The sequence below is a fragment of the Wolbachia endosymbiont (group B) of Ischnura elegans genome (genome assembly GCF_947251585.1).
Classification (GTDB): Bacteria; Pseudomonadota; Alphaproteobacteria; order Rickettsiales; family Anaplasmataceae; genus Wolbachia.
Map to the genome: position 1 here is coordinate 1,533,395 of NZ_OX366371.1, position 23,950 is coordinate 1,557,344.

A 23,950-nucleotide genomic window follows, 5' to 3' on the forward strand; every position below is an offset into this window, starting at 1 on the left:
TTTCATTAATGAATAAAAATATCACATTTAAAGCGTTGAAAGAAGAACATTTTTTACTGTTATTAAAATGGTTAGAAACACCTCACGTAAAGCTATGGTGGGATGCAGATATAAATTGGACACCAGAGTTAATTGAGAAAAAATATAGTACCTACATTAAGGGGTTCAAACGTTTGAAGTTTGAGACACAAATTATTGAAAAACCAATGCACGCATTCATTATTAATTGTGATGGAGTTGATATTGGTTATATTCAATACTATAATAGGCAAGATTTTCCACCTGAACAAGGCTACGATACTTCAGAGCTTCCAGAAAGTTGTGCTGCTATAGACTGGTATATCGGAGAGCTGAATTATGTAGGTAAAGGAGTTGGTTCACAAGCTTTGAATATATTTTTAAACAAATTTGTCTTTAAAGTTTATGAGAATGCCTTTGTCGACCCAGGTATAGCAAATGTTTGTGCAATCCGTGTTTACGAAAAAGTTGGCTTTAAAAAAATTATGGAAAGTAATAGTGCGATTTTAATGATTAAGGCAAGAATTCCTGAGAACCATTCAAGATGAGTGTTTTTTCAACAATCTACCTAAATTACTACAAGTGGTTTATAAAAATATACAAGGAGCTTTATACAAACTTAACATAATTTAATCATAAAAATATCATTATTAAGTCCTATATAAGAACAAATTTTGGCACTCAGTGAATCTTTTTTAACTAACTATGAACTTGATTAATTGGAAAATAAATTTTACTTACTTTTACAATACCTTAAAATCTAATATCACTTTATCAGCAAAGATATCACAATAGGCTAGTATGTTCTTTACTCTTTTCCTCAAAATATTACCTATTTACATTACAATACTTATTGGTTACTTAGCAGGAAGATATCTTAAAATTGATAGAAATACTATATCTCAAATACTCTTTTATATAGCTAATCCAATAGTGATTTTATACGGAGTATCTCATACAGAAGTTAATTTAAAAGTAATTTCTCTGCCGATTTTGATATGGTTTATAGGTAGTACTATGTCCTTATCAGTGTATTATCTTTCTTCTTTTTTATTTAAGGACAACACGAGAAACATATTAGCGTTTAGCTCGGGCAGCACAAGTATGGGTTATTTTGGTCTACCGATTGCCATGGCTTTATTTGATGAAGATTCAGTGTCTGTGTATGTTGTCTGTTACATAGGAATGGCACTATTTGAAAATAGCTTGGGATTTTATATAGCTGCAAATGGTATCTATACTGCAAAAGAATGCGTATTAAAGTTACTCAAACTTCCCTCATTATATGCAATGATTCTAGGTTTCTTTTTAAGTATATATGATATACAAATACCCACTTTTTTGACAGATGTTATGATAAATATCAGAAGTACATTTATCACATTAGGAATGGTGCTGCTTGGAGTAAGTATTGCACAAATTACAAATTTTAAAGTAGATTGGAAGCTTGCCTTGACCACTATTGTAGCAAAGTACATATTCTGGCCGTCATTTGTTTTGGGAATTGTCTTGCTAGACAAGCATGTTACAGGTATATACGATGAAAGCATCTATAAAGCACTGATGTTACTGGCTATTATTCCGATTTCTGGATCCAGTATAATACTTGCTAATATTTTAAATTACCAACCAGATAAAGCTACTTTATTGCTCCTAATTAGTACTGCAGTGGGACTATTTTATGTTCCACTTATAATATCATTATTTTTTACTAAACTTGTCCCTTTTTGATCAAAAATTTAAGCGCTAGCCTATTCACAAAACTTGAATTTAGACTAGACTTCTTGGATAATCATAAAAGAAACTAATCCTTTTTTCCTCTCCTTTCTTATTTTTTTACACAGAATAGGAAGTTATCAATTGATGGAATTTTCGCAATAATGTCAATAGCAGTAAGATTTCCTACACCTTTTAGCAGGTCTATAGTTGAATTTGGATGTTCTATGAGCAGCAACAAATAAATGTAACTTGCCTTTTTCTATATGATGCTATTAACCGAATAGGTATTCGCTTGACATTTCCATATCTTTGTTATCATTAGTAATACTAAAGGGAAAACTAAACTTAATAAGATTTGGAAGCATATTGTTGTTCTATGATTCACGTAATGCTGCTATGCCTTCGTTGCAGACGTTGTCATAAAGTAAATTAAATTCTTTAATATTTGAAAAACTACCACCCCTTAGCGCACTCATTAATATTATTCCACTTTCAACATCAATATCATTAGAAATTAAATCAAGTTTAATAAGATTTGGAAAGTTACCATTCTTTAACAATTTAGTGATTGCTATTGAGCCTTCTGCGCCAATAATGCTAGAAGTTAATTTACACTCAGTAATATTTGGAAGATTAATATTCTCTAATGCTTCATTTAAAACTTCTCCGCACTGAGCATCAATATAACAATTAGATAAAGTCAAGCTTGTAATATTTTGCTTTTTCTGTAAAAAGTTTACTAGCTTTTCCATATATACATATAGATTATTTAACTCTAAGGTGTTACTATTAACATATTGATTAAAGTCAACTTCCATGGTTTCTGTAAGTTATAGAGCTGCTAATTATAGCATAAATTTAAATAATTGTCAACCTTATGAACAACTAACTTTACTTCTTTTTAACCTGATACCTATGCTTTGTTTCAAATTTCCATCAAAAAGTAACATTACCCCCTCCAGTCAACCTTTCTGCTTCATTTCGTGAAATCAATGCCTCAATAAATTCATCTAGTTCACCTTCTTTTATAATCTGTTCTAGTCGATGTGAAGTGAGATTAATTCTATGATCTGTTATTCTTGATTGTGGAAAGTTATAAGTTCTTATACGTTCAGAGCGATCTCCAGAACCAATTTGGCTTTTCCTCATTGTTGACCTTTCCATTTCTTTTTTTTGTCTTTCAATTTCGTATAGCCTTGCTCTCAACACTTTGAGCGCTTTAGCCTTATTTTTGTGCTGCGATTTTTCATCTTGCTGTATTACAACTATCCCTGTTGGCAAGTGGGTGACCCTTACTGCGCTGTCAGTTGTATTCACTGATTGCCCTCCAGGACCACTGGATCTATAAACATCTATGCGTAAATCTTTTTCTTCTATTTCAAAGTCAACCTCTTCTACTTCAGGTAATATTGCAACAGTAGCTGCGGAAGTGTGCAATCTTCCTGAGGATTCAGTTTCTGGCACTCTTTGTACTCTGTGCACCCCTGACTCAAATTTCAGTCTTGCAAAAACTTCTGTTCCATTAATGAGTGCAGAAGCTTCCTTATAGCCACCTATACCTGTATTAGAAATACTTATTGGCTCAAACTTCCAATTTCTTCTTTCTGCATATTTTTGATACATACGAAATAACATCGCTGCAAATAATGCTGCTTCTTCTCCGCCTGTGCCTGCTCTAATTTCTAATATTGCATTTCTTGAGTCATCTTCATCTTTGGGTAATAATGCCAACTTTAGTTTTGCTTTTACTTTCGGTAATAGTATCTTTTGCTTCTCAAGAAGTTCTTCTTTTGCTAACTCTTTTATATCACCATCGCTGTTCTCATCTTTCATGATTTCTTCTAAATCTGAAATTTCTTCTTTTAATATATTATATTCATCGATTATCTCGATAATTGGTCTGAGTTCAGAGTATTCCTTTGAAAAACTAACGAATTCTTTTTGACTCAAATTGGTAGGGTTTTCCAGATTTCTCTCTACATCAGAAAACTTTTTTTTTAAGTCTTGTAAATTATTCTCTATATCCATATAGTACAGGTCTAGTTTTTAGCTGTTTAAGTAAGTAATATATACTGAAATAAAAAATTTCTTATATCAAGCAATAACACTATAATTGTCTCGAATATTTCTACCTAAGTATAATGGCAAAACAGATAACATCAATCTGCAGCTTCATATTTGGAGCTTCAGACAAAAAATCATTACCAGATGAGTCGGCTCCAGAGATTGCATTTGCTGGTAGATCAAACGTAGGAAAATCAAGTTTAATCAACTTGCTGATAAACAGCAAAAAAGCTGCAAGAGTTTCTTCTAAACCTGGATGCACTAGACAAATAAATTTTTACTCTATGTACAATGATAAGTTTAGGATTGTCGACCTACCGGGTTATGGCTATTCTTGTGCAAGCAAGGAAGAAGCAGTACAATACTTAAACCTAATTGAGTACTATCTAATTCACAGGAGAAATCTAAAAAGAGTGTGTGTGCTTATAGATAGCAAGGTAGGATTAAAAGAAATAGACAAAGACTTTGTTTATTGGTTAATATGTAATAATATTAACTTTAATATTGTGCTAACAAAAATAGATAAAGTGAATCAGGAAAGTCTAGATGCTATTCTAGAAAATACTCAAAAGTGGGTTAATAATGAACATGTATCAATTCATCAAATAAGCATTCGTGTTAAGCATAAAATCACCAAGGTAAGAGATGAGTTTTTCAAATTTACAAGATAAAAAAATGAAAAGTGATGAATCTTTAAATGGTAAGATGCCATTGAAGGAAAAAACAGAAATATTATTTGAAGTTCTGTCTAACATACCTAAATTTGTAGGCGAAACTTTTATCATCAAATGCAGCAGTGTAATAATCTCAGATGAAACGCTGCTTAGTGCTTTTGCGCATAATGTTGTTCTGTTGAAACAGCTTGGTATAAATCCGGTGGTAGTTCATGACGGAGAATATGAAATTAACTTAGTGTTAAAAATGCTAGGTATGAATGATAAGTTTATAAATGGTGTCAGACTTACAGACAAAAGCACTATGAAAATCATTGAAATGGCACTGTGTGGTTCAATTAATAAAAAAATTGTTCAGCATATAAATTCTGCTGGTGGTTCAGCTATTGGACTATGTGGAAAAGATGGCAACCTCATAAAAGCTGAAAAGATAAGCACTACGCTTAGGGAAAATAGATTAAATAATATTGAAAAAATACTAGACATGGGATTTATCGGTAGACCAACTGAAATCAATCCTGATATATTATTCTTTATTGAAGAATCAGATTCTATACCAGTTATTGCACCTATCGGTTATGGAAAAAATGGAGAAACATATCATATTGATACTGATAGCACTGCAAGTGCAATTGCACTTGCAGTTTACGCATCTAAAATGATAATCTTGAGTGATACAGATGAAGAAATAAACAAAGTTGGCAATAGAAGAGTCTTGATTAAAAATTTAAAAGAATCGATTGATTGTGGAAAAATTAAAGGAGAAAAATTTGTTGAAAGGCTTATGTCATATACTAAAATGGTAGAAGAATGTGCAGGGGTTGTTCACATAGTTGATGGTAGAGTACCTAACATTATACTTGATTTATTTACTGAGAATAATTCAGGTATATCAATAATGGATGATTAATAGCTGTACTGCTTATAACCATATGAACATTGAAAATTTGGGAATAGCTTATGTCAAATTCCTATTCTCTTTTCCAGTTTTTTAGGGTTTTTTTCTTGCAAGCATAATAGTTTCGTATACATAATGAAACCAAATGGTATTTTTAGCTTGATAACAGAGGAAAATAAAGAGGGCTTGGGTGTAACACTCAAATAATGATTTACCTTATGGATACCGCTAGAAAAGTTGACTAAGGTATACAATTCTCTCTGCGTCAAGTTACTCAAGATATCGAATCTACAAACGCTTTGGATTGAGTGTGTTTGATCAATTTGAGTGCTTTAAATGAAAGGCGAAAATTGAGCATACTACGCCTCTGTACACAGTATCTTTAATGCAAATGCCCATGTGATTCCATAGATAATCTCTGTTTTTTTATTTTATCTGTCCATTTATCATTCTCTATATCTTGTTTGTTGGTTGCTCTTTTTTCTTGCTCAACAATTGCCTTATCTATCTTCTGATGAATTGCATTAATTGCATTTTTTTCTTTGTATACTTCGCTTTTTCCTTCAACAATTAAATTGGTAAAAATATTTACAACAAACTGCACTTGATTATGATTAACCTGACCTTTTATCGAAGAAGGTAAAGAGTTTAATTCCATCAATACTTCTGATGCTGTTTTATCTTGAGTGGAAAGCCCTAAATTATCTGCTACTTCACTTATTAATAACTCTCTGTTTTCTTTATTATCTTCCAATTTAGTATAATCACGCAGTAGATCCATAACTGCAGATACTCTGACTTCAATAATATCATCAACATCTTCACCTCCTAGAGCAACTCCTGATTCCAATAACTTCTCTCTGAGGTTTTTGCTTAAAAGATTAATAAATTCTTCATTTGCATCTGATCCTATGGTTGATATCGTACCATCTAAATAGTTATTTACTTTGGTTTGAGTACCTAAGTCATGCTCTATTTGTATTTTTGTCTCATATTTAAATCCTAGTTCTGCACAGAATTTCTGAAAATATTCTTTAATAATGTCAAACAAGCTCTTGCCATTATCTTTATAGTTTTTTAGCTCTTCAGGAATAGTAAGTGATAACTTACCTTCTTTATATATTATACCATTTTTGCTATCTTGAGATTCAAGTGTGAATTCTAATGAGCTGGATAGGTCACATATTTTCTCTTTCGGATTGTTAAGCGTGGTTATAGGCATTGCCATATCAGACTTCACTTTTATGTGGTTGTGATCAGTGCAGTAAATGTTTAGCGCTTTTTTAGGACTATGTGGAATCAAGCTACAACTACTGAGTGCTGCATGAGATTCATTAAATATACCAGCTTCATACCCTGCTTGATTACAATTGGTGACTAGCTCTTCTAAAATAGCATTACTTGGAACTTCTGCCCCAGCGTACCTGAACATTTCCTTGAAAATTTCCTTTGCTAATGCACGGTAATCTTTTTTGGAGAATAGATGATAAGAGCTTCTCCCTGCGTTATAAAATCTCTCAAATTCCTTTCTATATTCATCAATTTTTTTTTCATCAGCAACTGTAGGGCTATTACAATGATTTTCCCAAACTTCAGATAGTCTATCTTGATCAAGCTCCTTAAGTACTGGTTCCATAAAAGCTTTACCTTCTTCAGAGAGGTTATCAAAATTATCACGGTTAAAAATCTCATTTTTATAATCTTTAGCTCCTTCCTTAAATGCAATAATAAAATTTTTATCTATTTCTTTTTCATTAATAATAAAATTCATTCTTTGAAAATCTAAGAACATTGTTTCACCGGAATTCGCTAATTTATTATCTTGATCTGCTCTTAATTTACTAAAATTGAATTCTTTAGCTGTGGCCTTTAATCTAACTACCGGACTCTTCTTTGCCTCTTTCATAATTAACACCTTACTATAAATATGCTGTAAGTTGTACCATATAATGATGAATAATTTTATAATATATAAAAAAGTCGATAGTCTATTTCTTTATTTTAGGGATATAGGAAAGGCGTAGATTTCTCTTTTCATTTGTAGCATGCTGCATTAATATTTACGTATTAATCTAGAAAATAGTGATGAATAATATTGTAATTGTTGGTCTGCAATGGGGTGACGAAGGCAAGGGTAAAATAGTAGATTATCTTTCTGAGAATGCAGATGTAGTTGTGAGATTTCAGGGAGGAAATAATGCAGGGCACACTATAGTAATAGATGATGAGGTTTATAAATTAAATTTACTGCCCTCTGCTGTTTTGAGAGCGGACAAAATATCTATTATAGGAAACGGTGTTGCTCTTGATTCACATGCTCTAGTCTCAGAAATAGAGTCATTGAAAGTTAAAGGAGTGGACGTAAACTATAACAACTTGATGGTATCCGAGAGCTGTCCATTAATACTTAGCGTACATAAGGACAAGGAAAAGCTATTTGAAGATTTAAACGGAAATCACAAAATTGGTACAACAAACAAAGGGATAGGGCCATGTTATGAAGATAAAGTTGGCAGGAGAGCTATACGCCTTTGTGACTTAGAAAACACAGATGAGCTCAATCAAAGAGTGGATGCTCTCCTGAGTTACCATAATGCTATCAGAAAAGGACTTAACTACCAGGTAGTTAAAAAAGAAGAAATATTAAAGGAAATTCAAGAGATTTCAGAAAAAATTCTTTTATATAAAAAACCTGTGTGGAAGATACTAAATGATTTTATGAAAGAAGGTAAGAAAATAATATTTGAAGGCGCTCAAGGCGCATTTTTAGATATCGACCACGGAACTTACCCTTTTGTTACTTCAAGTAATACCGTAGCATCGCAAGCGATAACAGGCTCAGGATTATCCTACAATGCTCACATTATTGGTGTAGCAAAAGCGTATACAACAAGAGTGGGTAATGGTCCATTTCCTACTGAACAAAATAACGAGATTGGAGACAGCTTATTTTCTATAGGTAAGGAACTTGGAACAGTAAGCAATAGAAGAAGGCGCTGCGGATGGTTTGACGCAGTTTTAGTGCGCCAGGCCGTACAACTCTCTGGAGTTTCAAGCATTGTATTAACCAAATTAGATATTCTTGATTCTTTTGATACTATTAAAATAGGCACTGGTTATAAGTATGGCGGAAAAATGTATGATTATTTACCCGCATCACATTCAATACAAAAAGAATTAGAGCCAATATATGAAGAATTTCCTGGTTGGAAAGAGAAAACTCAAGGCAAAAGGTCAGTTAAGGAATTACCTGCAAATTTGATGAAATATGTGAGAAAAATAGAAGAATTAATAGGTGTACCAATTCATCTAATTTCAACTAGTCCCAATAGAGAGGATGTTATTAAGCTTAAAAATCTATGAAAACGTCTTGTTAACTTTTATCTAATAAAAAACGATACTTGTGTGACTTCAAGCAATCTATTATGCAAAGTAGCAGCGTAAACGTACAGTGAGCAGTGTGATTTTTCTTAAATACATGTTGATTGTTATAATATAAACATAGTTAAAGGAGGCGTATTATGATTGCAGGTTTGACTAAGGGAGACAAAGCAGTAAAAGCGGAAAAAACAAGTGATCAGCTGAGAGAATTGTCAGTTGCAGAATATGTAGTTAAGTCAATACATGACTTGCAAAAATTGCATAATAGATTATGTTCATCACAGGGCAACAATTGTTTTAATGATAGAGAGAAGTTTGTCCAAGATAGTGATGGGCTTGGTATATTTCAATTTCTCAAAAGCTATATTAATGATGCAGAAAAAAATGAGCCTTCCATTAAGAACCTTACTATAATGAAATTTCTTCACTCAATTATAGAAGATAGGGAACTGTATAAAAAGTTATGCAGTTTCGATGATTTTCTCGATTGTGAGTTAGAAAATTTGAGAGATAAGATAAGCTTATTAGCGCTTTTGAGAGAAAAGATGGACTTTACTGATATACAAAAAGCTTATGGTAATTGGCGTTTTAGTAATCTAATAGGTGATAATGATTTTAAGCGAATGTATGTGGATGAAGCAGTAAAAGAAAGAGAAAAGCCTGTTAATGAGGACTTTGAGAAAAATATAGGTAAATACATAGAGTTAGTAAAGGAAGGAAAAGAAGTTGCAAGTAGGTATTTTGGAAAATGGAAAGAGGACTTTCAAGTTTACTGTGAAGAAATTGACAATAATAATAAAGTTTTGAATATTAACCTTACTCATTACGACAATAGTGAGCCAACAAAGATTAGTGACGTTTTACAGCAAGAGAAAGATATTAAAGAACTGAATATCTATTGCAATAAAAAACATGAAATACACGCTCATAAAAAAGATAAGAAAAGATATTATGAATTTAAAGAAGGTGCATATTATGAAATGACAAGCACTTGGGCTGCAAAAGATGGATCAGGAATGTGTACCATGATTATGAATGTGAGTAGCGATGGCATAACTGAAATACTAAAATTTAATGGTGAAGATTTTGTTTCATCGAAGGAGATTCTAGAATTAATAAAGCAAAACGATGAATTATATATTCAAGGTCTCTCCTTATATGATGCTGTAATGGAATCACTAGAAGAGAATAGGGCTACTCCTATTAATCTTTACAATGAATCTATGGTGGCTTATCAAGGTAAGGAACCAGAGGGGAAGTTAGATCATAAAGTTGATGCTGATAATAGCCTTCCTTCTTCTCCTTCTATTAATAGCAATGCATTGGAAGCCAATTTACAGCACACTGAAACTCAACCAGAAATTGCTTCACAACAAATAACTGATTTACAAAACAGTTTTGGAAAAGAAGAGCGAAAAAACACGGAATTGCAAACTGAACTGGCACAAAAAGATGAAAAGTTAGCAAGTGTGTTAGCAGAGTTACAAGAGAAAGCACAAGAACTTAAAAATGTATGTGAAGCAAAAGGAAAGCTAGAGGGTAAGCTAAAAGGTGTTAATACAGAAAAGAAGGAGTTAGAAGACAAATTAAAAGAAGCAGCACACATAATGAAGGAAAAGGAGCAGTATATAAGCAATTTAAAACTTCAAGTGCAAGAGTTGAAAGATGAGCATAAAGCACAACTGGAATCTTATGAACAAGGGATATGCAAACTAGCATGGGAAGTTGAAGAGTTAAGAAGCAAGCTAGAGTGTGAGAATGAATGGGATGATAAAGTTGTAGAAATAGCTGATGGACTGGGAGAAAAAATTCATGAAGCCTCAATAATCAATTTTATACTCCAACAAGAAATATTTTTAATGAGACTAATAATGAGTCTTGTGTTCCACTGGAAGAAAAGATGACGTTACTCAGATCTTCAAGCTCTGATGGCGGATATGGTAGTGATAATGGTTTATCTTCTAACATGAGTTCTATTGAACAAAGAAGCTTCAATCATCAATTTTATACTCTAGCAGGAAACGTTTTTAGTGAGCCTGATAGTGCCTCACAAAAGAAGACAGAGTTATCCAGATCTTCAAGTTTTGATAGTGGACTTGATAGCGATGAGGAAAATTGTGATAATGATTTATCTTCTAACATAACTTCTATTGAGAAGGTAGTAGAGAGTAGAAGCGTAGGTAGCTCACTTTCCTCTTGCATTGTTAAGGAGATGATTGGAGTTAAGTTGCAAGAGCAATACTCAAGTAGAGTATAAAAATCTCCTGTATTGATAATAATTTAAAATCTATAGTAGACTGAAAAAGATTATTAAATTATAATACGACAATGATAAAAGAAGACAAATCAAAAACAATTTTTGAAGTGGAAGGGGCAGTAACTGCTTTACTACCTGCAGCAGAATTTAGAGTGAAGCTGGACAATGAACATGATATTATCTGTCATGTATCAGGGAAAGTGAGAAGAAGTAAAATACGCATAATTATAGGCGATAGGGTGTTGGTTGAGATGAGTGTTTATGATAGGAATGCAAAAAAGGGTAGGATAATTAGAAGGCTTAAAGGTACAAGTGACAGAACGATCTCTAAATAATCTTATTCTTGCTTCATCATCGAAAAGGCGTATAGCTTTACTAAAACAAATAAATATTGAGCCAGGTTTAATTTTGCCAGCAGACATAGATGAAGTTCCTTTAAAAAAGGAACTTCCAAGAGATTACTCAATCCGTATGGCAAAAAGTAAAGCTGAGAAAACACAAAGTTCAAATCCAAATTACTTTGTGCTTGGTGTTGATACAGTTGTTGCTTGTGGTAGAAGGATACTGCTCAAAGCTGAAAACGTTGAGCAAGCAGAAAAATGCGTTCGCTTGTTATCAGGAAGAAGGCATAGAGTATACACCAGTGTGTGTTTATTAACTCCTGATCAATCTAAACAGCATATTAGGACTGTAGTTACAATAGTGAAATTTAAGCGTCTCAGCGAACAAGAAATTAAATATTATTTAGCATCAGAAGAGTGGAAAAACAGGGCAGGGGGGTGCAACATACAAGGTCTTGCAGGAATGTTTGTATTATTTTTACGTGGCTCATACTCTTCTGTAATAGGGTTACCATTACATGAAACCCATTGCTTGCTAAGTAATTACTTTAACCTATACTAATACCATTGTCCTTTTTTTGTTTTTCTTCAGCAATAAGTTTAGCCCAGATTCTATTTCTATTTGCTAATGCAATTCTATTGCGATCAGGACTATCATTGCGTTCTGTTAAAGTATCTTTTCTTTCCTCTTCTACTATTCCAGCTTTCAGTTGTGCTGCATCTTTTTCTAGCAATTTATATAGTTCGCTATTTTTGTCTATAGTCAGATTAGTATTATCATTTTCTTGTTCTGCTTCTTGTTCTGCCACTTTTCTTTCTAATAACTTACGTACAGGGTCATATTTTTTACCTTCTTTTATTTCTTTCAACATACTTTCTGAGAATAAATCTTTAGTAGCCTGGTGTGAAGGTTCTCTCAATCCTTTATTCAATTTTTCCAATGTATCTTTTGGTTCAATGGTTTCTAATCTCTTCTCTAATTGCTCAGAATTGACCTGAAAATTATAGTGGCTAGTGTAAGTTGGAGATGAGTAACCTGAGTCGTTTATTTCTTTCTCCGCTGCATTGTCTTTTAGCAATCCAGCTGCTAATAAATGTTCTTTTGTTTGCCCACTCATTTTCTTTTGATTTACTGGTTTTAGCAGGAATTTCTGAGTTTCTTTATCCAACTTACTGGTAAATTCCGCAAGTAGGGTATCATCTCTTTGTTCAACATTCATTAGGCTCGCTTTTAACTGTCCAGAATTTACTCGAGATTTTTCATGATTAGAGTGAGTTGGAGATGAATAGCCCGAATCGTTTGTTTTTATGTCTGTTGAGCTGTATTCTAGAGATTCATTTTCTTGTAATTTATCTTCGGTTTCTTTTTGTTTATCGTTTCCTCTTTCTTCGTTTTCCTTAGTGCTAAGATAATCTTTTTCTTGTTTATAATCTGATTGAGGATTTGAAAGCGTTATATACTCATCTTCGTTATCGCTCCAACCATCTTCGAAGTCAGAAAATTCTTCATCATACTCACTTTCACTACGTAATAACTCATTTTTTGCTTTCCATGCAAGAATCGAAGCTACATCATTTAGTGGTTGCTTATTTCCAGTATTGCGTGATTCTTTAGCGTTTTCATACTTAAATGCATCTTTAACTTTTTTGAATGCAACGTCTTGTACTGGTGCAGCGCTTTCAGTAGTTGTAGGATCAAAAATTGCACCTTTTTGCCGATTATTAGATATTTGCTCACTTTCATCTGATTTTCGGCTTCCAGGTACAGCATGTCCAAATGTAGCAAATGTAGGATTGTCATACCGTTCATCCTCTTGTGTATTATCTTGATTGTAGATTACAGACTTGGTGAAAATAGTACTGCTTGAAGAAGCATCAGAATATGGAGAATTGTAGTTATTTCTACTATTAATCCGTATTGGCTGATACTCATCTTTTTTTTGATTATTAGGTAATGAACTAGCTCTAGGTGGAAGTGACGGTGGAATCTTTTTAGCAGATGCGTTATTAGAATTTGTAGTGCTAGTCGTTACATGCTTAAACTCAACTTCTTGATCTTGAGTAGCTTGAACGCCAATACCTTTACTAATATCACTTTCTATGAAAGTTTCAGATGATTGTTGTTTCTCTTGTTCTTGTCCTTTCTCCTTGAATTGTATTTGATATAGGAATAAGCCACCTATTTTTACATCTGTGTTTGCTTTTAATTGTTCCTCAGTAACACCATTACGTTCAGTTAGATCTACACCATCTTTATCAATCTTGATTTTGATAGTACATTTTTTTCCATTTTTGTCATGCCAATTCAAAGTCATTTCATATGAACCATCGGTTACAACATAATGCCTTATTCTTTTCTCTCCTTCTTCGGCAACAAAACCGTGCATTCCGCTCTTTCCATCACTATGCAGCGTTGAAAATCCCGAAATTCCTTTCTTCTGACAAAAGTCACTATTTAAAAACTCGCTGATTTTAAACTCTTTTTTGTCATCTCCCAGTGTAATACTTGCGTGATCGCCATATATTGAAACTCCTGCGATATCATCAACATACTCTTTTAACCTTGCTTTAACTTCACTTTCAAGCTTTTGTTCGGCTTTCTTTATCTTGTTCTGCTCTGGAAGAATAACTTCATAAGCTTTATTTTTGTCTTCATCTATCTCCAAATTCCAGATGGGGTGCTTTATTAGAAACTTTACTGCATTAAAACCAACTCTGGAATTATAAATTGGGTCGTCTTCCTTTTTTATTTCATCGAATAAAGTAAAAAATCCTCGAATGAATTCATGATATTGTTGTGTGCTTTGAGTATTCATATTTTCCCTCACTAATAACCCTCTGCCTTTTAACCTTAGCTAGTACAATTATTACGGGAATTGATTTAGTTTTTATTAAAGAAGTTGTATTGCTAACGTGATGACATGAGCTATTTTATGTTCACATCAAGCAATTTAAGTTGTCATTCCAGTCTGGAATCTAGATTTTTCTAGACTTGATCCTATAGTCAAATTCATAACTACAAACGTTATAATATAAGAGTAATTTTCACCAAAAAGTATGTCATTCTAGTAGCTGACACTGGGATCCAGTCGCACTCAGTTAGTGAGCATAAAATTATTATGTTAAAACATAACATTTTTGATGAAGTTCATGAAAGGCTGGATTCCAGACTGGGATGACAACTTAAAATATTGCTTTAGCTCTGTTTTTGCAACTTCAAGTATTTGCTACTCATAGTAAATACTTCTGGATCTTGAGAAGTGAGCTTGAGTATAGCAAGTATGTTAATAAAAAGCAAAGCAGCAATCGAGATATCAGCTATATCCCAGAGTAACTTAACTCCACCAATTGCACCAAATGGAATGATTAAGGTAAAAACTACAGTCCAGATTTTGGTGTATTTATTATCCATAGATACATAGCGTATTGTTTGTTTTGAACAAAAAAACCAAGTAAAAATAGTAGTAAATGCAAAGCAAAACATTATGGTCATAATAAAATAGTCAATATAGGGCCAATTCATAGCTTTTCTAAAAGCAAATATGCACATGTTAGTGCTCTCTAAATCAGTAATCCAAGAATCTGTGACAAGCAGTACCATTGTTGTAATGAATACTATGAGTGCAACTATAAAAGGAGATATTATTGTGATTAGACTCTGTTCAATGATAAATTTATTGTTATTTTTTTTAGGAGTAATCGAGGAGTGTACAATTCCTTCGAGGCCAAGTCCTATATCTGTTGCAAAAATACCTCGCAAAGTTCCAACTTGAATAATAGTCAACATTTCTAAAATTAAACCTAAAGATAAACCAGAGTTAAAGCTACTAGTTGTAAAAAAACTGCTTGTTATTAATTTTAGAGAAGGAAGGATATTTTCACTAAACTTAAATAATATTATACCGCAAAGTGTAAGGTAACTCACCGTCATTATCGGTATCATAGCCGATATAAAAATTTTAATTTTTTTTAAGCTGAGAGCTGCAACAACAAAAAATATTATGGCCATTACAATGCCGCCAATAACTACAGGTACATCTACCATGCTGAGTGGTATTGATAGAGAATTTACCTGAACAAGATTACCAACTGTTATTGAAACTATTACCATAACAATTAGAAACACAATTGTAGCTTTGCTAGAGTTAAATGAGTCATTCATGTAGGCTACAGGTCCACCTATAAACCGTCCATTTTTTTCTTTTCTGGTTTTTATACTTAGGTAACAAGTAACATATTTTATCACAGAAGTAACAACAATAATTATTGCCATCCATAAAATGGATCCCGGTCCTCCGGTTTTTAGAGCAACAGCAGTTCCTGAAATATTTCCTACTCCTAAATTTCCCCCTAAGATTGTAAACAGAGCAGCTATAGAAGAAAATTTATTTTCTCCTCTTTTAGCTCCAATAAGTGAAAGGGCATACGGTAGTCTAAATATCTGCAACCATTTTAGTTTAACCGATAGGTAAACACCAGCAACTAGTATGAGTAGTATTGTTGGCAGTAATAAAACAAACTTTACTGTATCCATCTGTAAAAGAGAGATTTTTACTTGATCATATAGCAAAAGTTGAAAAATACCTAACCTATTTTCTATGTATGACTTCGGTTCCATTATTCTAGCACCTCTTATCTTGTCATACCAATCACAACTGTATGAACATTGTAATATGGTACAATGTTAAAACAATGTCATTCCAGACTGGAATCCAGAAAATGAACAATGGATCCTAGTTTTAGCTACTCGGATGATAAGAAAAGGATACTTGAATGACAAGAAAGGGGACACTAGAAAGAAATGGGTGTCATTCCAGTGCTTGACACTGGGATGGCTTTATTGCATCACTCAAGAGAAAAGAACTGGCAGTTACTGACAAAATTCATTATAGAATAGCCATTTAACCATTGAAGAAAAATATGCCACAGCAAATGAAAGTCAGTAACTGCAATGAATATAACAAATTTCTCCAAGAAAGAGGAAATATTTTTCATTTAGGCAAGGTGTTGATAAGAAGTTTAAGCTACAAGAGCATTAAATACACTGATGAAGTACGAGAATATCTAAATCACATATTGAAGCAACCTTCAACAAGTGTAGATGGAGCACAAGCACAATCTTTAGCAGGTGAAAAGAAACAACTATAGTTTTTGTTATTGTTTAGTGTTGACTTAGAAGGTCAACACTAATATACCTCTATATAATTTAATGTGTGGAGGTATATGTTAGATAATCCTAAAGGTCTAATTAAAACTGACCTGAATCAAAATACAAATGAAAATTTTTATTTACGCGCAAAGGATAAGTTCTTTAAAAATGTAAGCCCAGGTAGCAAAATATCTATAGATTCTGAAGATAAGAACGAAGAAGTTAGTATTGATTATGATGAAGTGTGGTTTAAACACTTTTCTACTGTGGTTCCTAGTGAAGAAGGACAGGAAAAGTATAGATATGAAGTTAATGGCAGATATGAATACAAATATGCTAATAAGTACGATAGCAAAAATATTGTAGGCAAAATTGCTAACAAAATTGCACAAGATGTAAAGGAAAGTATAAAAGACAATACTTTAGAATATATAGGAATTAAAGAAAGTAGAAAGAAAGGTAAGATTAAGCCTGCACTCAGAATTATGCTTGGCGATTCTACAAAATCAATAAATGTGGTTGATGTTTTAAATAGTGATCTATGCAGAAAATATGGTGTAGATGGAATTACATTATTACTGCCTAGTAAAAGCAAGTGTGAAACAAGGGGAATACGCTGCAGAGTTGATGAGAATGGAGTAAGAATTTATGAAGTAGCTAATGGCTCATATTATATGAATTTAAATTGGTATGTTGAGGGGAAAGAGTGTAAAATGAAAATTAGCATTAGCGATAATGGTTCTGTAGAGTTTATTGAAAGCAATGGTGTTACTTGGGATCAATTAGCTGCACATAAAGAAGTAAAAGTAGGAAGACAATATGAAGCGAAGACTTTATATGAAGCATTATCATATTTAAAGCGAGAAGGCTCTGAAGTAATAAAAGGATTTTATCCTCCAACAAGTGTGGAAAGCATACAAATTACTACAGGAGTTAATAAGCAAGCAGTTCTTTCAAAGTTATAATTTTCGTTATTGATTGAAATGAAGCCTTTTGGGGACCAAAAGGCTTCATGATCGAAATTTTTGGAAAGATCTTTATTGGAAAATTCAGGGACAGGAATAACATTTTTAAGCTATCGTATAACTATCACTTGCTCGCTGGGAGCTCTATTTTTCATACCACTCATTTATGAGTTTATTGATATCAGAATCTATAAAATCCTTTAGTGGTTGACTGGTTTTTATCTCGGCATTTTTAGGGATACACCTATCTTTACATATTGCGTACTTTATATGAAAGTTAATATCAGCGTATTCCTGATTTAGAATGATATTGTTTTTAAAGGGAAATAACACCATATCTTCATATATGTTACTAACAAATGTAACTTCCCCAACTTTATCTTCATGTTCCTTGGGAGTAGGCCAATGAATATCTATATTTGATATGTTACCCTGACAGTCAAAGGAAGTAGGAAGGCCGAAATCTCCAGGGTCTTTGTAATATATATGCCAACCTGGTTTTATTGTAACCTTTATTGCGCCTTCAATGGTAAGGTTTGCTTTATGTAACCGTTCACGCAATGGCGTCAACTTAAGAGCCTTCATTAGCAGACTCTCCTAAAGACATGATGGCGTTTAGGCTTATCAACTTTGTCCATTCACGGTATAAGAAAGTAGTTTACAAAAATTGCATAATTAGTATAAAAAACAATAAACTAGATAGATGAGGGGTTGATGATAGAGGTGCTACAAGAAAAGATTGTGGTATTGGAGTCAGAAGTTGGTACTCTGAAAGCAGAGAATGATAAGTTAAGGACAAAAATAATTGAGCTAGAGGATAAGCTGGGTTTAAATTCAAAAAATTCATCGCTGCCACCATCGCAAGATGTATATCGCAAAAAGACAAAAAAGAAGAGCGATAAAAAACCAGGCGGGCAGCCAGGACATGAAGCGCACAAGCGGGAATTGATGGTAGCAGATGAGGTGGTAAAATGTTCAATTGATACAATTTGCATGTGTGGAAGCCAAGTTATTTTAGAAGAAGAAACTGTGCATCAAAAGGTTGAATTGCCAAAAATTAAACCGATAGTGACTGAATATAGGCTACAAAAAGGCTACTGTAAGGCGTGTAAGAAAAGGATCTCAGCTAGTCTGCCTGAAGGTGTGACAAGGGATCTTTTAGGAGCTAATGCAAAAGCAGTAATTAGCAGTTTTAGTGGATTTTTTATCAATTCAAAAAGGGAAGTACAGCAAATTTTGAGCAGCATATTTAATCTGAATATAAGCCTAGGTTTGGTATCAAAGACCGAGGGTAGAGTATCAGAAAAATGTATATCTGAATACGAAAAAATAAGAGAAGAGCTACGGAAAAGCAAGTATTTACATATAGATGAAACAAGCCATAGGAACCAGGGAAAGAAAGGTTGGAGTTGGGTAGTAACGAATAAAACAGCAACACTTATGAAGTTAGTTGGATCTCGCGGAAAGAAGATATTAAAAGGGCTATTGCCAGAGTATGATGGAATAGTTATAAGCGATAGGTATGCTGCGTATAATTACTTTAATCGTGAAAACAGACAGATATGCTGGGCCCATTTAGCAAGGGACTTTGAAAGGTTTTTTTACAGTAAAAATGTTGAAGTGAGCAGAATTGGCGCAGCATTAAAATCGCTGAGCAACAGGGTATTTGTGGTAGATAGAGCACGTAAACAAAACCTGATAGACAATTTAAGATTTTTCCGGTTAATGAGGAAGATTCGAAAAAGGGTGAAACATTTTTTGCGAGAGATAACAAGGGTTGCAAAAGGAACTCAGGCCTCGAGAATGGCTGCCAATATACTACGTTCTGAAGATATGATGTGGAGATTCGTGCGCAATCCTGATCTGATCGAGACAACCAATAACCTTGCAGAACGTCAGGCTAGACGGTACGTCATTTATCGTAAAAATAGTTTTTTCACTTGGTCAGAACGTGGAGAAAAGTTCATTGAAAGAATGCTTTCGATATTTTTGACTGCACGTTTGAATGATCAGAATCCTGTCCAGAAACTACAGAATTTAGTCGCTATTCCTGCCTAATTGGGAATATTCCGTGAACGGTTACTTGCTTTATTTACCTTACCAATGAGCAGATCAAATTTTGCAACTTCTTCTTCAGCGCACAATTGAGTGCAAGAAAAAAGTAAAAGTAGGATTGAGTATATACGTATTTTCATAAATACTCTATTTATGAAGAAAATAATTTAAGTTCTATCTATTATAATAAAAATATTATATAAATCATTTGTTAATATAATATTATGCTAATACAAATATAGTAGCAATTATAACTTTCATATATTATTTTTTTATTTTTAAGCAGTTATAATATTAAAGAGACGTAACAAATATAAATAGTAGTGGCTTTGCATAGAAAGTCACAAATTTATTTCCTTTATAAATGTAAGACTTTTTAGAACTAGAAAGATACCTTGGAGCAACTTGCTCCAAGGCTCTTGTTTACTTAGAATCCACCCATTCCGCCCATTGCTCCTGCACCCATAGGTGATGAAGCATTTTCTTCTTTGTTTGGTAGATCAACTATCATAGATTCAGTAGTAATAAGTGCGCTTGCTACAGACACTGCCGTTTCAAAAGCAATACGAACTACTTTTGCCGGATCAATTACACCAGCTGTTGATGCATTAGCGTAGTTCATAGCCTCAACGTTGTATATAAGCTCTTTATCATTCTGCTTAATCAAATAGTCAATTATAACAGCAGATTCAAGACCAGCATTTTTAACCAATCTTTTGATTGGAGCACTGAGAACTTTTTTGACAATGTTGATACCTATTTGCTCTTCATCGCTTGAAGCTTTTAGCTTATCAAGAGCAGATGCAGCGTAAAGAAGTGCAACTCCACCACCGGGAACTATACCTTCTTCAATTGCAGCTCTTGTTGCGTGAAGTGCATCTTCAACTCTATCTCTGCGTTCTTTTACTTCTACTTCGGTTGCTCCACCAACTTTGAGCACAGCAACGCCGCCTGATAATTTCGCTAAACGCTCTCTCAGCTTTTCTTTATCATAATCAGAGGTTGAAGTTTCAATCTGAGATTTAATCTGGTTAACTCTAGCATCTACTCTGTTTTTTTTATCAGAGTCGCTGTCTTCACTAACAATTGTGGTATTGTCTTTAGTGATTTTAACATTTTTAGCAGTACCAAGATCTTCAAGAGTCAAATCTTCCATCTTGATTCCAAGCTCATCTTTTATGACATACTTAGCACCTGTTAAAGCTGCTATATCTTCGAGCATCTCCTTTCTCCTATCACCAAAACCTGGAGCTTTTACTGCAGCAACTTTTAGACCACGTAATTTGTTGATCACTAAAGTGCTTAATGCTTCACCTTCAACATCTTCTGCAATGATAAACAAAGGTTTACCAGACTTAAAAATAGCCTCAAGAATAGGAAGTAAAGGTTGAATAATATTAAGTTTTTTTTCTGTAATCAGCAAATATGGATCATCAAGTTCCACGCTCATCTTTTCATTATTTGTAACAAAGTATGGAGAGAGATAACCACGGTCAAACTGCATACCAGTTGTAAGTTCAACTTCTAATTCTTTTGAACCCTTACTCTCTTCAACAGTGATGACGCCTTCTTTTCCAACCTTTTTAACAGCATCAGCAATGCTATTACCAATATCTTTATCACCATTTGCAGAAATTATTGCAACTTGTGCAACTTCATCCATTTTCTCTAAAGAAATTGTGCGAGACATTGATGTAATCTCCTTTAATATCACATCTTTTGCCTTCTGTATTCCATTTTTGATACAAATACGATCATTTCCAGCTGCAATTGACTTTGAAGCTTCCATTATCATATTGCTAGTCAGTATTGAGCATGTTGTGGTACCATCACCAACTTTGTCATTACACTGAGAAGCACTTTGAGCAATGGTGCTTACTATCGCAGAGTGTAATGGTTTTTCAGGCTTTATACCTTTCATTACCTTATAGCCATCCTTTGTGACCTCTGGTCCACCATATGGCTTGCTAATTCCTACTGTATTTCCCCTAGGGCCTGCAGTTGCTCCCACCGTTGAGTCAACCATTGCTGCAACTTCACGAAAGGCTTCTTGCAACTGTTCGCCTGATACTACTATGTTAGCCATTTTTATCACTCCTTAAATTAATAAAAAATTTAGAATATTAAAATACATAATGCACTATATAGTGCATTAGTTTAGTAAAATAGGAATACCTACTTGATAACAGCAAGTAGGTCTGACTCCTTCATCACGACATACTTTTCATTATCATGCTCTACTTCTTTCCCAGCCCACTGACTGTAGAAAACCTTATCACCAGTTTTTACAGTTAAAGCTATACGCTCTCCGCTTGAGTTGCGTGAACCACTACCAATTGCTATAACTTCACCTTTAGTAGGCTTCTTTTCAGCACTTGATGGTAGTACAATTCCACCTTGTTTTTCTTCAGTAATAGGCTTTATTAGCACGTTATCATCTAATACATTCAAATTTACACTTGACATTTATGTTTCCTCATTAATAGATTAACCTACAATTCTATGTAGTCATCTAAAGGTTACATTTCAAGGGTTGGAGTTAGTAAAAGTGTATAATTAAGGTTTGAACAGAAGTTTTATGGGTTACATACCGCTAGCAAACCGTAGTCTAATATCTTTATACGGACCAGATACGAGAGATTTTCTTCAGGGTGTTATAACAAATGATATTAATAAACTAAGTAGCCAGCAGGCAATTTACTCTTTATTACTCAACCCTCAGGGAAAATATCTGTACGATTTTTTCCTCATTGAGCATGATAAATATATTTATTTGGAGTGTGAAAATGCCCATCTACAGCAAATAATTGAAAAATTAGACTTGCTCAAAACTTACCTTAGAGTGAGGATTAAAGACATTAGTTCACTATATAAGGTTGGAGTTTTGTTTGATGCTAAGTTGGCGAAGTGTAGTAGTAAGTCACAAGTTATTTTTCAAGATCCAAGGCACAAGCTGCTAGGAATGAGGATCATACATGAAGATGAAATAAAAGAACCGGTTGGAGATTTTATTCAGTATGAAAAAGTTAGAATTAAAAACCTTGTCCCAGATGGAGCAAAAGATATGGTGCAAAATTCATCATTTCCGCTGCAATATTTAATCGATAAGATAAATGGTATAAGCTTTAATAAAGGGTGCTATATAGGTCAGGAAGTTGTAAATCGAATGAGCAGACAAGAAAAATTCAGAAGGAAACTTTACCTTGTTGAGGGAAAAAATGCACTTCCAAATATTGGCACTAAAGTAATCAGTAAACATAATGAAGAAGTAGGAGAACTACGCTCTAGTGTCGACAATATTGGACTTGCATTGCTTAATACTGGAAAAAGCCACGCAAATTTATATGTCGGTGGAGTTAGCATTAAGACGTTATAAAATATCTATTCGGGTAAAAGCACCTTTTTCTTGTTTAAGTGTTTGTGATACTTAGTTAAATTGTTGACTTTCTTACTTAAATGTATGATAATTAAAATACTTTTTAATTACGGTTTGATATTTTGAGATATGAAGATTTCACAAACGAACAATATGTATGATTTATACACTGAGTTAATATCTGCAATAGAAAAGAGAAAGGATATTACTGCTCTTCTCAAAAAAGTTGAAAAAAAGGATTTGCTTACTGTTCTTCATTTCCCTGGATTACACTCTAAAATTTTTGTCTATGCTATAATGAAAGAGCATTATAGAAGCGTTCAATCTATTATAGATGTAGCTAAAGAGAATGGTATATTAAAAGAATTTCTTATTGGAAAGATATCACAATATGAATTAATTACACCGCTTCAAAGTGCTATTATGTTAAAATATTATTCATACATTAGACTTATTATAAATCTAGCTAAGGAGAATGGTGTATTAAAAGAAGTTCTTGATGTTAAAGGAGTTCTTAATCAAAAAGATTTTCTTAAGATTTTCTTAAAAGAAAATAAAGACCAGGATACACTAAACGAGATTTATAAAATTGAAAAAAGCATAGCAACTAATAGAGCAATTAGAGTTGGTAGTGTTTGTAGTGTTGTAACTGCATTAGCAGTTGGTGGTGGACTTTTTGCTGCTGGTGTTGCATTACAAATGCTGACTTTAATTGGCATAGCTGTAGCTGCTGCTCTAGTAACAGGACTTGTTGCTGGTGGTATTACATATAAAATATCAAAGCCTAGTGAGAAGCTAGATAGCGTTGACGCAGAACAAAAGCTAGTACAGCGGCAAGTATTGTAGTGTAGTTAAGTAAAAAAAGGAAGAAGAAGCTTCTTCAAATTTTTTGAGGTATCTAGATACCCTTAACAGGATTTTAGATACCTTGGTATCTAAAATACCTAGATATCTTATCCTGACAATATGTGTAACCATAAAGAATGACGCTCAAGCAAAAGCACCTTTTTCTTGTTTAAGTTATTCACAGAATTGTTAATAACTAAGTTGATA

Annotated in this window: 22 protein-coding genes; 14 read left to right on the forward strand and 8 right to left on the reverse strand. The window is 33.3% G+C overall.

Translation table 11 applies throughout. The annotated features are described in order from the left end of the window. Nucleotides 1-8: 8 nt before the first annotated feature. The gene (locus OPR58_RS07875) at nt 9-566 is read left to right on the forward strand and encodes an acetyltransferase (protein WP_265022399.1); all 558 of its coding nucleotides are present in this window, start codon (nt 9-11) and stop codon (nt 564-566) included. A gap of 253 nt (nt 567-819) precedes the next feature. After that, the gene (locus OPR58_RS07880; RefSeq protein ID WP_064125222.1) at nt 820-1,749 is read left to right on the forward strand and encodes an AEC family transporter; all 930 of its coding nucleotides are present in this window, start codon (nt 820-822) and stop codon (nt 1,747-1,749) included. Between the two features lie 362 nt (nt 1,750-2,111). On the opposite strand, the gene OPR58_RS07885 is transcribed toward OPR58_RS07880, so the two are convergent. After that, a complete protein-coding gene (locus tag OPR58_RS07885; protein WP_010401259.1) occupies nt 2,112-2,555 on the reverse strand; it encodes a leucine-rich repeat domain-containing protein in 444 nt (147 codons plus the stop codon). Between the two features lie 118 nt (nt 2,556-2,673). Then, complete coding sequence (gene prfA, locus OPR58_RS07890; RefSeq protein WP_010401258.1) at nt 2,674-3,765, reverse strand: peptide chain release factor 1; 1,092 nt, start codon at nt 3,763-3,765, stop codon at nt 2,674-2,676. A 110-nt stretch (nt 3,766-3,875) separates the two neighbouring features. Here prfA and yihA point away from each other — a divergent pair, with 110 nt between their 5' ends. After that, on the forward strand, nt 3,876-4,472 hold the full coding sequence (gene yihA, locus OPR58_RS07895; RefSeq protein WP_406846510.1) for a ribosome biogenesis GTP-binding protein YihA/YsxC: 597 nt from the start codon (nt 3,876-3,878) through the stop codon (nt 4,470-4,472). Further along, nucleotides 4,447-5,385, forward strand: a complete 939-nt coding sequence (argB, locus tag OPR58_RS07900; RefSeq protein WP_010401255.1) for an acetylglutamate kinase — start codon at nt 4,447-4,449, stop codon at nt 5,383-5,385. Before yihA ends, argB begins: the two co-directional genes overlap by 26 nt. A 370-nt stretch (nt 5,386-5,755) precedes the next feature. Here argB and OPR58_RS07905 read toward each other — a convergent pair whose 3' ends face one another. After that, nucleotides 5,756-7,279 carry a hypothetical protein gene (locus tag OPR58_RS07905; protein WP_265022401.1) on the reverse strand — a complete coding sequence of 508 codons (1,524 nt, stop codon included), beginning with the start codon at nt 7,277-7,279 and terminating at the stop codon, nt 5,756-5,758. 179 nt (nt 7,280-7,458) lie between these two features. Between OPR58_RS07905 and OPR58_RS07910 the strand changes: the two genes are divergently transcribed. The 5 genes from OPR58_RS07910 to OPR58_RS07930 all read left to right on the forward strand — a co-directional run bounded on the left by OPR58_RS07910 (nt 7,459) and on the right by OPR58_RS07930 (nt 11,914). Beyond that, on the forward strand, nt 7,459-8,736 hold the full coding sequence (locus OPR58_RS07910; RefSeq protein ID WP_010401253.1) for an adenylosuccinate synthase: 1,278 nt from the start codon (nt 7,459-7,461) through the stop codon (nt 8,734-8,736). 158 nt (nt 8,737-8,894) lie between these two features. Beyond that, nucleotides 8,895-10,658 carry a hypothetical protein gene (locus tag OPR58_RS07915; protein WP_265022402.1) on the forward strand — a complete coding sequence of 588 codons (1,764 nt, stop codon included), beginning with the start codon at nt 8,895-8,897 and terminating at the stop codon, nt 10,656-10,658. Beyond that, nucleotides 10,655-11,011, forward strand: a complete 357-nt coding sequence (locus OPR58_RS07920) for a hypothetical protein (protein WP_246038591.1) — start codon at nt 10,655-10,657, stop codon at nt 11,009-11,011. The genes OPR58_RS07915 and OPR58_RS07920 overlap by 4 nt, the downstream gene beginning before the upstream one ends. Before the next feature lie 71 nt (nt 11,012-11,082). After that, a complete protein-coding gene (gene infA, locus OPR58_RS07925) occupies nt 11,083-11,346 on the forward strand; it encodes a translation initiation factor IF-1 (RefSeq protein ID WP_265022403.1) in 264 nt (87 codons plus the stop codon). Next, on the forward strand, nt 11,324-11,914 hold the full coding sequence (locus OPR58_RS07930; RefSeq protein WP_010401248.1) for a Maf family nucleotide pyrophosphatase: 591 nt from the start codon (nt 11,324-11,326) through the stop codon (nt 11,912-11,914). The genes infA and OPR58_RS07930 overlap by 23 nt, the downstream gene beginning before the upstream one ends. Here OPR58_RS07930 and OPR58_RS07935 read toward each other — a convergent pair. Continuing rightward, on the reverse strand, nt 11,901-14,168 hold the full coding sequence (locus tag OPR58_RS07935; RefSeq protein ID WP_265022404.1) for a hypothetical protein: 2,268 nt from the start codon (nt 14,166-14,168) through the stop codon (nt 11,901-11,903). The two genes, OPR58_RS07930 and OPR58_RS07935, sit on opposite strands and share 14 nt — an antisense overlap. A gap of 380 nt (nt 14,169-14,548) precedes the next feature. Next, the gene (locus OPR58_RS07940; RefSeq protein WP_029237595.1) at nt 14,549-15,886 is read right to left on the reverse strand and encodes an alanine:cation symporter family protein; all 1,338 of its coding nucleotides are present in this window, start codon (nt 15,884-15,886) and stop codon (nt 14,549-14,551) included. A gap of 386 nt (nt 15,887-16,272) precedes the next feature. Here OPR58_RS07940 and OPR58_RS07945 point away from each other — a divergent pair, with 386 nt between their 5' ends. Next, nucleotides 16,273-16,500 (forward strand): hypothetical protein, encoded by a 228-nt coding sequence (locus OPR58_RS07945; protein WP_264375294.1) that lies wholly within the window; start codon nt 16,273-16,275, stop codon nt 16,498-16,500. A gap of 75 nt (nt 16,501-16,575) precedes the next feature. Next, nucleotides 16,576-17,466, forward strand: a complete 891-nt coding sequence (locus OPR58_RS07950) for a hypothetical protein (RefSeq protein ID WP_265022405.1) — start codon at nt 16,576-16,578, stop codon at nt 17,464-17,466. Between the two features lie 144 nt (nt 17,467-17,610). Here the strand turns inward: OPR58_RS07950 and OPR58_RS07955 are convergent, their stop codons facing one another. Continuing rightward, nucleotides 17,611-18,051, reverse strand: a complete 441-nt coding sequence (locus tag OPR58_RS07955) for a protein-disulfide reductase DsbD domain-containing protein (RefSeq protein WP_265022406.1) — start codon at nt 18,049-18,051, stop codon at nt 17,611-17,613. Between the two features lie 129 nt (nt 18,052-18,180). Here OPR58_RS07955 and tnpC point away from each other — a divergent pair, with 129 nt between their 5' ends. Then, entirely contained in the window at nt 18,181-19,524 is a 1,344-nt protein-coding gene (gene tnpC, locus OPR58_RS07960) for an IS66 family transposase (RefSeq protein ID WP_265022247.1), read from the forward strand. A 424-nt stretch (nt 19,525-19,948) separates the two neighbouring features. On the opposite strand, the gene groL is transcribed toward tnpC, so the two are convergent. After that, entirely contained in the window at nt 19,949-21,607 is a 1,659-nt protein-coding gene (gene groL, locus OPR58_RS07965; protein ID WP_264377856.1) for a chaperonin GroEL, read from the reverse strand. 89 nt (nt 21,608-21,696) lie between these two features. Next, on the reverse strand, nt 21,697-21,987 hold the full coding sequence (locus tag OPR58_RS07970; RefSeq protein WP_265022407.1) for a co-chaperone GroES: 291 nt from the start codon (nt 21,985-21,987) through the stop codon (nt 21,697-21,699). 112 nt (nt 21,988-22,099) lie between these two features. Between OPR58_RS07970 and ygfZ the strand changes: the two genes are divergently transcribed. Continuing rightward, a complete protein-coding gene (ygfZ, locus tag OPR58_RS07975; protein ID WP_265022408.1) occupies nt 22,100-22,897 on the forward strand; it encodes a CAF17-like 4Fe-4S cluster assembly/insertion protein YgfZ in 798 nt (265 codons plus the stop codon). Between the two features lie 129 nt (nt 22,898-23,026). Next, entirely contained in the window at nt 23,027-23,743 is a 717-nt protein-coding gene (locus tag OPR58_RS07980) for a hypothetical protein (protein ID WP_265022409.1), read from the forward strand. The last annotated feature ends 207 nt before the right edge of the window (nt 23,744-23,950 follow it).

Coding starts and splice junctions, on each gene's coding strand:
- OPR58_RS07935 (WP_265022404.1), bottom strand. CDS start 14,168: ATGAATACTCAAAGCACACAACAATATCATGAATTCATTCGAGGATTT.
- OPR58_RS07905 (WP_265022401.1), bottom strand. CDS start 7,279: ATGAAAGAGGCAAAGAAGAGTCCGGTAGTTAGATTAAAGGCCACAGCT.
- OPR58_RS07880 (WP_064125222.1), top strand. CDS start 820: ATGTTCTTTACTCTTTTCCTCAAAATATTACCTATTTACATTACAATA.
- ygfZ (WP_265022408.1), top strand. CDS start 22,100: ATGGGTTACATACCGCTAGCAAACCGTAGTCTAATATCTTTATACGGA.
- tnpC (WP_265022247.1), top strand. CDS start 18,181: ATGATAGAGGTGCTACAAGAAAAGATTGTGGTATTGGAGTCAGAAGTT.
- argB (WP_010401255.1), top strand. CDS start 4,447: ATGAGTTTTTCAAATTTACAAGATAAAAAAATGAAAAGTGATGAATCT.
- OPR58_RS07955 (WP_265022406.1), bottom strand. CDS start 18,051: ATGAAGGCTCTTAAGTTGACGCCATTGCGTGAACGGTTACATAAAGCA.
- OPR58_RS07980 (WP_265022409.1), top strand. CDS start 23,027: ATGAAGATTTCACAAACGAACAATATGTATGATTTATACACTGAGTTA.
- OPR58_RS07915 (WP_265022402.1), top strand. CDS start 8,895: ATGATTGCAGGTTTGACTAAGGGAGACAAAGCAGTAAAAGCGGAAAAA.
- OPR58_RS07910 (WP_010401253.1), top strand. CDS start 7,459: ATGAATAATATTGTAATTGTTGGTCTGCAATGGGGTGACGAAGGCAAG.
- OPR58_RS07940 (WP_029237595.1), bottom strand. CDS start 15,886: ATGGATACAGTAAAGTTTGTTTTATTACTGCCAACAATACTACTCATA.
- infA (WP_265022403.1), top strand. CDS start 11,083: ATGATAAAAGAAGACAAATCAAAAACAATTTTTGAAGTGGAAGGGGCA.
- groL (WP_264377856.1), bottom strand. CDS start 21,607: ATGGCTAACATAGTAGTATCAGGCGAACAGTTGCAAGAAGCCTTTCGT.
- OPR58_RS07950 (WP_265022405.1), top strand. CDS start 16,576: ATGTTAGATAATCCTAAAGGTCTAATTAAAACTGACCTGAATCAAAAT.
- OPR58_RS07875 (WP_265022399.1), top strand. CDS start 9: ATGAATAAAAATATCACATTTAAAGCGTTGAAAGAAGAACATTTTTTA.
- OPR58_RS07920 (WP_246038591.1), top strand. CDS start 10,655: ATGACGTTACTCAGATCTTCAAGCTCTGATGGCGGATATGGTAGTGAT.
- OPR58_RS07945 (WP_264375294.1), top strand. CDS start 16,273: ATGCCACAGCAAATGAAAGTCAGTAACTGCAATGAATATAACAAATTT.
- OPR58_RS07970 (WP_265022407.1), bottom strand. CDS start 21,987: ATGTCAAGTGTAAATTTGAATGTATTAGATGATAACGTGCTAATAAAG.
- prfA (WP_010401258.1), bottom strand. CDS start 3,765: ATGGATATAGAGAATAATTTACAAGACTTAAAAAAAAAGTTTTCTGAT.
- OPR58_RS07885 (WP_010401259.1), bottom strand. CDS start 2,555: ATGGAAGTTGACTTTAATCAATATGTTAATAGTAACACCTTAGAGTTA.